The 7,889-nt window shown below is 76.2% G+C and carries 8 protein-coding genes; 2 read left to right on the top strand and 6 right to left on the bottom strand.

Features of this window, described 5'->3' with window-relative positions; translation table 11 throughout:
* Positions 1 to 248 (top strand): hypothetical protein (locus tag DEF28_RS24180; RefSeq protein ID WP_233515510.1); only part of this gene is annotated, 248 nt, incomplete at its 5' end.
* Between the two features lie 189 nt (positions 249 to 437).
* On the opposite strand, the gene DEF28_RS24175 is transcribed toward DEF28_RS24180, so the two are convergent.
* Positions 438 to 1,892 (bottom strand): alpha/beta fold hydrolase, encoded by a 1,455-nt coding sequence (locus tag DEF28_RS24175; RefSeq protein ID WP_147280255.1) that lies wholly within the window; start codon positions 1,890 to 1,892, stop codon positions 438 to 440.
* Between the two features lie 470 nt (positions 1,893 to 2,362).
* On the bottom strand, positions 2,363 to 3,286 hold the full coding sequence (locus tag DEF28_RS24170; protein ID WP_114400422.1) for an NmrA family NAD(P)-binding protein: 924 nt from the start codon (positions 3,284 to 3,286) through the stop codon (positions 2,363 to 2,365).
* Positions 3,287 to 3,403: 117 nt separating this feature from the next.
* Between DEF28_RS24170 and DEF28_RS24165 the strand changes: the two genes are divergently transcribed.
* The gene (locus DEF28_RS24165; protein WP_114400421.1) at positions 3,404 to 3,967 is read left to right on the top strand and encodes a TetR/AcrR family transcriptional regulator; all 564 of its coding nucleotides are present in this window, start codon (positions 3,404 to 3,406) and stop codon (positions 3,965 to 3,967) included.
* Positions 3,968 to 4,078: 111 nt separating this feature from the next.
* On the opposite strand, the gene DEF28_RS24160 is transcribed toward DEF28_RS24165, so the two are convergent.
* From DEF28_RS24160 to DEF28_RS24145, 4 genes are all read right to left on the bottom strand, one after another.
* On the bottom strand, positions 4,079 to 4,624 hold the full coding sequence (locus DEF28_RS24160) for a DinB family protein (protein ID WP_114400420.1): 546 nt from the start codon (positions 4,622 to 4,624) through the stop codon (positions 4,079 to 4,081).
* 58 nt (positions 4,625 to 4,682) lie between these two features.
* Positions 4,683 to 5,912 carry a WD40 repeat domain-containing protein gene (locus DEF28_RS24155; RefSeq protein ID WP_114400419.1) on the bottom strand — a complete coding sequence of 410 codons (1,230 nt, stop codon included), beginning with the start codon at positions 5,910 to 5,912 and terminating at the stop codon, positions 4,683 to 4,685.
* Positions 5,913 to 5,961: 49 nt separating this feature from the next.
* On the bottom strand, positions 5,962 to 6,789 hold the full coding sequence (locus DEF28_RS24150; RefSeq protein WP_114400418.1) for an alpha/beta fold hydrolase: 828 nt from the start codon (positions 6,787 to 6,789) through the stop codon (positions 5,962 to 5,964).
* Positions 6,790 to 7,115: 326 nt separating this feature from the next.
* Complete coding sequence (locus tag DEF28_RS24145) at positions 7,116 to 7,709, bottom strand: hypothetical protein (RefSeq protein ID WP_199493497.1); 594 nt, start codon at positions 7,707 to 7,709, stop codon at positions 7,116 to 7,118.
* Between the last annotated feature and the right edge of the window lie 180 nt (positions 7,710 to 7,889).

The following is a 7,889-nucleotide window of genomic DNA, read 5'->3' as shown; positions in this document are numbered from 1 at the left end:
CCGCCCCCGAGGTCTGGAGGAGCACCATGGGGCCCGCCCCCGCCCTGGGACCCGAGACACCGACGACACTGCCCTTCCAGCCGCCGTGGGACCTGTGGGAGGTGGCCGGGCTCGCCGCCATCGCGTGGGCGGTCACCACCCTGGTCGCCCGGGCCGGCCGGTACGGGTGCGGGGCCTCGCTGGCCATGGGCGCCGTGATGGCGCTGATGGTGGTGCTGGCCCTCGTCCTCACGCCCGCCGGTTGGTGAGACCGCCCGACGGGCCGGGACGCACCGCCGGCGCCCACCTGCGCTCCGGCGGTGCGTCCCGGCCCGTCACCCGGCGCCCGTTCCGCGACCGGTCGGACCGGACGCGGCCCGACGGCGCCGGTCAGCCGCTGACGCGGCCGGGCCCCCTCCGCCGCGTCCGCCGCCGGAGGGTTCCGCGGCCGCGGCCGCTCAGCACTCGGTGCCCGCCGGCGGCAGCTCCCCGGTGAGCAGGTACCGGTCCGCATGCTCCACGACGCAGGCGTCGCCGTTCCAGTACAGGCCGTGCCCCGGCCCGTCGCGCCGGACCATGACGCTCCCGGGCACCTGCTGGACGACCCGTTCGGTGGACGCGCCGTCCATCCACGTACCGACTCCGAGCAGCGGCGGCAGCCCCTCCGGCAGCGGTGCGGGCGGGTTCGTGACCGGCGTCGGCCAGCCCACGCAGCTGAGGACGCCTCCCAGCCCCTGGAGCCGGCCTCCCATGTTGGGCGCGGCACGCTGGATCTCCCCGAGGGTCGCGGCGAGGTCCGCGTGGTCGCGGGGCCGGGGCAGGTCGAGGCACTCCACCACCCCGGGGCCGGGGATCGACGGATAGGGGTTGCGCGGATCGGCCACGAACCCGGACGCGTCCCCGTTCTCGGCCGCCACGACCGCCTCGGCCAGCCGCAGCCACGCGTCGCCGGGCCGCGCGGAGACGAGGACGCCCCAGGCGGCGTCCTGCAGGTGCCGACCGGTGTAGGCGCCGTCGGCGACGGAGAGCGGGATCGGCTCGGTGTTGGCCGCCGCGACGAGTTCCTGCCACGCGTCGGGCACGTCCCGGTCGTGCAGCGCACACGCCTCCTCTGCCGCGCACCAGTCCACGAACCGGTCGAAGGCCGCCTCCCCGTCCGCGGCCATCTGCACGTACAGGGCGTCGGAGTCGTGGTTCGGCACCCCGTCGAGGTACAGGGTGCGGACCCGGTCCGGGAACAGCCGCGCGTACGCCTGCCCGAGGAACCCGCCGTAGGAGGTCATGTGCAGGGTGAGCCGCTCTTCGCCGAGCGCTCGGCGGATGGCCTCCATGTCGCGGGCGTGGCTGGCGGAGTCCATGTTGTCGAAGAGGGCGGGATCGTTGTCCCGGCACTCGTCGGCCACGGCGCGGTTGGCGGCGGCGAGGTCGGCGAACGCGGCCTGGTCGCGGGGCACCTCCGGTTGGCGGGTGGAGGTCCACGTGCAGTCCAGCGTCGTGCTCATCCCGCCGCCCATCGGCCCGCCGCGCAGGTCCCAGGTGACGATGTCCCTCGTCTCCCGTAGGCCGGCGAACGGCTCCCCGTATTCGGTGAGGTACCAGTTCGCGGCGCCGATGGGCCCGCCCGGGTTGACGAGCACGGTCCCCTCCGCCTGCCCGGTCGCGGGGAGCCGGCCCAGCACCAGGGTGATCTGCCGCCCGCGCGGCCGGTCCCAGTCGACCGGGACGCGCAGCGAGGCGCACTCCATACCCGTGTCCGCGTCGAGCCCCTCGCACGCGCCCCAGTCCAGGCCGGGGGCCGCGCGGTCCGCGGCCGGCTCCGGAGCCTCCGCCGCCGACGCCGCGGTGGCCGCCGCGGGTAGGAGTACCGCGGCGAGAGCGGTCGAGAGCACTGCCAGTAGTGGTCTGCGAGGCATGGGCGTCATCTCCCGGCTGATCGGTGATGCCGTGATCCTCGCGCTGCCGCCGGGCCCGGCGCGTCCGGCCGGGGCGGGATTCTCCGGGTCCGCCTCGGGACGGACCCGGACGGGGCAGCCGGTGCGTGCCGGGCTGCCCCGCCGCTCGGCACGCGGCGCCCGGCGGCGGAGACGCCCCGCCCGGGTGGCGGGCTCGGTGCTGTTCGCGTGGGCCTGGCGGACGGACCCGGGAGCCGGCCGGAGCCGCTCTCCCCCGCTGGCGGGCGGCCTCGGGGCTGCCCGGGCCGGTATCGGCGGGTCGCCGGTGGAGTCCGGTGGCAGCGGCCGGGACCCGGCGGGCGGCCGGACGTGTCCCGGCCGGGCCGCCATCTCGAACAGGCCCCGGCCGGAGCTTCCCGCTCCTGGCGCACCCCGCCGCCGGACCGGGCGGACCCGATCGGGGGAGGAACCGGACCGGGCCCGGCTCCGTCTCAGGCCGCGGCCCGCATGTGCTTGTGCGCCCACTCCTCGAAACCGGTGACGGGGAGGCCGAGGTCCCGCGCGTACTCGGGGCGGGCCGGCTGGCCGGCCACGTTCAGCCACTCGTGTGAGGCGCCCATCATCGGCATTCCCGCGGCGAGGGCCTCCTCCTCGGTCATGTCCGGGGCGGACAGCGGGGTCCCCAGGGCGCGCGAGAGGACCTCGGCGATCTCCGTCATCGGCAGGTAGTCCCCCGCCAGTTCCAGCTCGACCCCGTTGAACCGCTCCGGTTCGGCGATGGCCGCGGCGGCCGCGCTGCCGATGTCGGCCACCGCGACGAGGGACAGCCGGGTCCCGGGCTTGAGAACGCTCACCAGCCCGCCCTCGATCCCGCGCGGGAAGAGGAACGCCATGGACGGGAGGAAGTTCTCCATGAAGAACGCCGGCTTGAGCAGCGTCCAGTGGCGGAAGCCGGCCGCGCGGAGCCGGTCCTGGATCGCGCTCTTGGCACCGAGGGTGGGTTCCATCGAGGCCCAGCGGCCTTCGGCCCAGCCGGGAGTCGCCGTGTGCTGGCCGGCGCCGCTGACGGAGGTGTGCACGAACTGCGGTACCCCTGCGGCCGCCGCGCCCTCGATGAGGTTGACGCCCTGGGTGACCTCCCCGGCGAAGTCGTAGGTGTCCCCGGCCATGGCGGGCATCTGCACGGAGAAGACGGCGCGGGCGCCCTCCGCGGCCCGGGTCACGGAGTCGCGATCGTGGAGGTCGCCGGTGACCAGTTCGGCGCCGAGGGCCGCGACGGCCGCGGCGCGGGCGCTGGCGGGATCGCGGACCAGGGCGCGGACGGGGAGGCCCGCCGCGAGCAGGGCGCGGGCGGTGGCGCCGCCCTGCCTACCGGTGGCGCCGGTGACCAGGACAGGTGCGGAATCGGTGGACATGGTGCTCCTCATCAGGGTGCTGCCCGAACATAAACGGCGGGGCCCGCCGTTTCTTCTTCGGTAAGATACGGAGGGCCCCGCCGTTTAGCAACCCCTGAAGAGGAGTGAGGTGACGCCATGCCCGCCCAGCGTGCGGACGCCCGGCGCAACTACGCGCGCATCCTCGCCGTGGCGGAGGAGGAGGTCGCCGCGCACGGCGCCGACGCGTCCCTGGAGCAGATCGCCCGCACGGCGGGGGTCGGATCGGCCACCGTGCGCCGGCACTTCCCCACCCGCCGCGCGCTGCTGGAGGCGGTCTCCCGGCAGCAGATCGAGGCCCTGTGCGCCCGCGCCCGGGAGCTGGCGGGCAGCGGCGACAGCCGGGGCGCACTGCTGGAATGGCTGGGGGAGGTCGTCGCCTACTCCGCCTCCGCCCGGGGGCTGGCGGCCGCGCTGGCCCGCGACGGAGCCAGCCCCGACTCGCTGTACGAGAACTCCTGCTCGGCGGCCCTGGAGGAGGCAGGCGCCCCCCTGCTCCGCCGCGCCGTGCAGGACGGTGCGGCGGCGGAGGACGTCACCGTCGCCGATCTGATCACCCTGGTCGTCGGCATCGTCCTGGCCACCGAGCACCACCCCGATCCGCCGGCCGAGGCCGACCGGCTGTTCCGGCTGACCGTGGCGGGGCTGGGCCCCCGGAGCTGATCCGGACACACGACGGACCGCGCCGGAACCGGGCCGGCGTCCTTCGCGGCGCTCCCACGACGGAGGCGGTCCCCGCGCTGCGTCGGGCGTGCCGCGCCGGACCGGGCCCGGCTAGTACCCGGTGGCGCCGTCGGCGCGCTCGCGGAGCAGGTCGGCGTGCCCGTTGTGCCGGGCGTACTCGGCGATCATGTGCACCAGGACGCGGCGCAGCGAGACGGGTTCCCCGGTCGAGAGCTGCACGCCGGTGGCATCCAGGGACGGCGCTGCGGCGACGATCCCGCGTGAGCGCCCGCACTCCGCCCGCCACGCCGCGACCGCCTCCGCGACGTCGCCGTCGAGCTCCTCGAAGTCCTGGTCCGGCCGGTCGTCGGAGTAGTACAGATGCGGCACGTCCTCCTGGGCGAACTGCTGGCGGAACCACCACCGCTCCGTCCCGGCGAGGTGGCGGAGCAGGCCGTGCAGACTCAGCCCGGACGGCGGGACGCCCTTCTCGGAGAGGCGTTGCGCCGGCACGCCGGCGCACTTGAGCTCGAACGTCGCGCGCTGCCAGTCGAGCGCGGCGGTGAGGATCTCCCGCTCGTCGCCCACCAGGGGGATCGGCGGGCGCGTGTCCCCCTCCAGGCGGGGCGCGTAGTTCTCCGGCGGGATCTCGTTCATGGCGGCAGCGTCCCAGCCGGCACGGACGGCCGGGAACGCGGGGGCTGGCCGCGGCGGCTCACGCCGCGCGGACCAGGAGGCGCCCGGAGTCGCCCCCGGTCGCGAGCAGCGCACCGTCGTCGGAGAACCGCACGCGGGAGGTGCGGCCGGTCCCGCCGGCCGCGCGGTCGTTCGGGAGGAACGCGGGGAGCCGCTCCCGCGTGGCGGCGTCCACCACCTCCGCGCGCCCCCTGCGGCCGACGGCGAGCATCCGCCCGTCGGGCGAGTACTCCCAGTCGTAGCACACGGCCCACCGGTCGGTCCGGATCTCGTCGGGGAACCACCAGGTGAGCGCCCCGCTCTCCAGCGCGAACGCGCACGGCCCCTCGGCGTGGTCCGGATTGCACACCAGCAGCGTCTCCGAGGGATCGAATCCGACCCGGGCCGGCCGGCGCCCCATCGGGATGCGGTGCCGCAGCGTGCCCGTGTCGACGTCCCAGACGTCCACCTCGACGGTCTCCGGGTCCTCCGGCTGGTAGCGCGATCCGCGCGCGTGGCAGAGGGCCAGCAGCCGCCCGGACCGCGACAGTCCGCCCGCCCAGCAGTCGAACGGCGGCCGCCGCGCGGTCTCGAAGACCGCCGCCCCGTCCCGGTCCAGGATCCGGACGCGCTCCCCGGCGTCGAACACGAGCAGCCGGGTCCGCGCCGCGTCCCACGTGGGCCGCGCGCGGAACGGGTTGAACGCCGCGTCCTCGTACTGCCGGTAGCTGGCGAGGAGCCGCGTCGCTCCGGTGTCCGGGTCCAGCAGCCGGGTCTCGCCGTTGAGGGCGTACACGATCCGCCGGCCGTCGGCGTCGAACCGCACGGCGTGCACGAAGGTCTGCTGCCCGGCGGCCGGTTCGGCGTGCACCAGCCGGCGGTGTCCGGTGGCGACGTCCACCAGGTGGATCTCCGCACCGTAGGCCTGGTCCAGCATGGTGCCGAGCACCAGCGTGCGGCCGTCGGGTGCCAGGTCGAAGGCGTCGGCCGGGCACCGGTTGGGCGCCAGCATCTCCAGCACGGTGTCACCGCGGCCCGGGTTCGCGGCGTCGCCGACCCGGCAGAACCCCTCGCGCATCTTGCGGTCGCGGGCCGCGGCGAACGCGGCCTCCGCTTCGTGGTCGGACCCGGCGAGGTCGGTGACCGTCTCCCTGGGGCGCCTCCCCCCGCTCCACGCCGTGCGGACCAGGCGGCGCCCGTCGAGGGCGACGCGGTAGCGGCGCGGCCGCGCGGGGTCCGCGGACGTCAGCGTCGTCTCCAGCTGTGTCATGGCAGGCGAACGTAGCGCGAAGGAACGACAGGGCCGTGCCGGGACCCGCTCAGAGGCCGACCGCGAGGCCACCCGCCGGCACCTCGGCGGCCCGGCAGGTGTCCAGGATGGTGTCGCCGACGGTGACCGGGTTGTCGTACATCGGGACGTGGCCGCAGCCGAGCAGCCTGACGTGGCGGGCGTGCGGGATGCGGGCGCCGGCCCGGCGGGCGGCGCGGACGGGCAGCACCCGGTCAAGGTCGCCCCATCCGATGGTCACGGGACAGGCGAGTCCGGGGGCCGCGTAGACGTACCCGGCGACGTGCGCGGCCAGCCGCAGGAACGGCGATCCCGGGGCGAGCATGGTGGCGTCGAACCTCAGATCCCGCACGCTGGCCGGATCGGCGTCGGCTCCGCGCAGCACGCGCCGGGCGACGGCGCGGGCCGGCGGGCTGTCGGCGGCGGCCAGCCGGACCGGCTCCGGAACGCGCGACGCCAGCCCGGCGCCGAAGGCGAGCAGCCGTCGGCCGTAGGTCTCGCCGGCCGGGGAGAACCCGATCGGGGAGAACGCGGTGACCGACCCCGCCGCGCCGAGGGCACCGAGTTCCAGGGCGATGGCGCCGCCGAGCGAGTTGCCCACGAGGTGCGGCCGGCGCAGGCCGAGGTAGTCGCAGAGCCCGCTGACCGCCCGCACCAGGGCGGGGATGTCGTAGGGGGCGTCCGCCGCCGGCCACGGGGACTGGCCGAAGCCGGGGAGGTCGACGGAGACGACGTCGTGCCGGGCCGCGAGCGCGTCCACGACCGGGTCCCACGCCCGCCGGCTGTGTCCGAGCCCATGGAGCAGCACCACCGGGGTGCCCGCGCCCCGGCGATCGTAAACAATGTTCCATGGGTTCATGAATTCCAGGTCTACCCCATGTGTCCAGTCACCCAGCGGAAGGGACGCGCCACATTCGGTGCGAGCCGGGTCGGCAACGGGCGCTGCGGACCGGCTCTGCGCGGCCGGCGCGGACCCGGACACCACACGTACATGTGACGGGCGCCACATTTACTCAGGAGGTCGCCCGTAGCACCGCGCCCAGAGGGGGTGCGCGGCACGGCTCCTCGCTGCCCGGCCTCCACCGGCGCCCGACCGAGGACTGCGGCGCGCGCCAGCCGTGGCCCCTCGCCCTTCCGGGCGGATCGCGGTGCGGCGCCGCTGCGCGGGCGCCGGACGGGCCGCGGTCAGCACTCCCGCATGAGTTCCTCGATCGCCCGCTCGGCGAGGGCCGCCCGCTGCGCGCGGGACGCCTGTTTGACGGCGGCACTCACCCGCTGCGCCTGCCGGGTGGTCGGCACCATGCCGACCAGCAGCGCCGGGAGCACCAGCCGGCGGACGAGGAGTTCGCTCTCCGACGTGACGTGCGGCCGGCGCACGACCGAGACGTTGACCCGGATCGCGTGCTCGTTGCCCCAGGGGACCCCCGGGCGGTCGGTCTCGATCGCCACGTAGCGGAAACCGTGCGCGAGATCGCAGGGGGCGCAGCCGACCGGGCCGCGGCTGAGCCGGCCGCCGCACGCGGGGCACGCCAGCCGGTCCAGGGCCGCGTCCACCACCCGCCAGTCGTGGCGGTCCGGTTCGTCGGCGATCAGCTCCGCGACCGCCGCCTCCTCCTCCGCGGGCACCTCCCAGCTCGCGACCAGGCGCCGCCACTCCTCCTCCAGGAGGCCGTCCACCAGCCCCCGGCAGGTCGCGCACGCGGGCGCCCCGCCGTACTCGTATCCGCCGCACTCCGCGCACCGGGACACCGCGGCTCCCACCGCGGGGCGTCCGCGCATCCCTTCGACCACTCGACTCACCCCTGACCAGCTGACTCGCGGCCGGTCCGCCGGCCTTCCCCGCCGACCGCCCGCCCCGATCGTCCTCGCGCGTGGCCGCGTCGCGGGGGCGGTCGCCCTCGCGGCACACGGGCCCACCTGCTCGGCGGACGCCGGGGACTCCCGCTCCGCCCCCCGCAC

The sequence above is a fragment of the Marinitenerispora sediminis genome (assembly GCF_003336425.1).
Taxonomy (GTDB): Bacteria; Actinomycetota; Actinomycetes; order Streptosporangiales; family Streptosporangiaceae; genus Marinitenerispora; species Marinitenerispora sediminis.
This window is presented reverse-complemented; position numbering and strand designations above follow the sequence as displayed.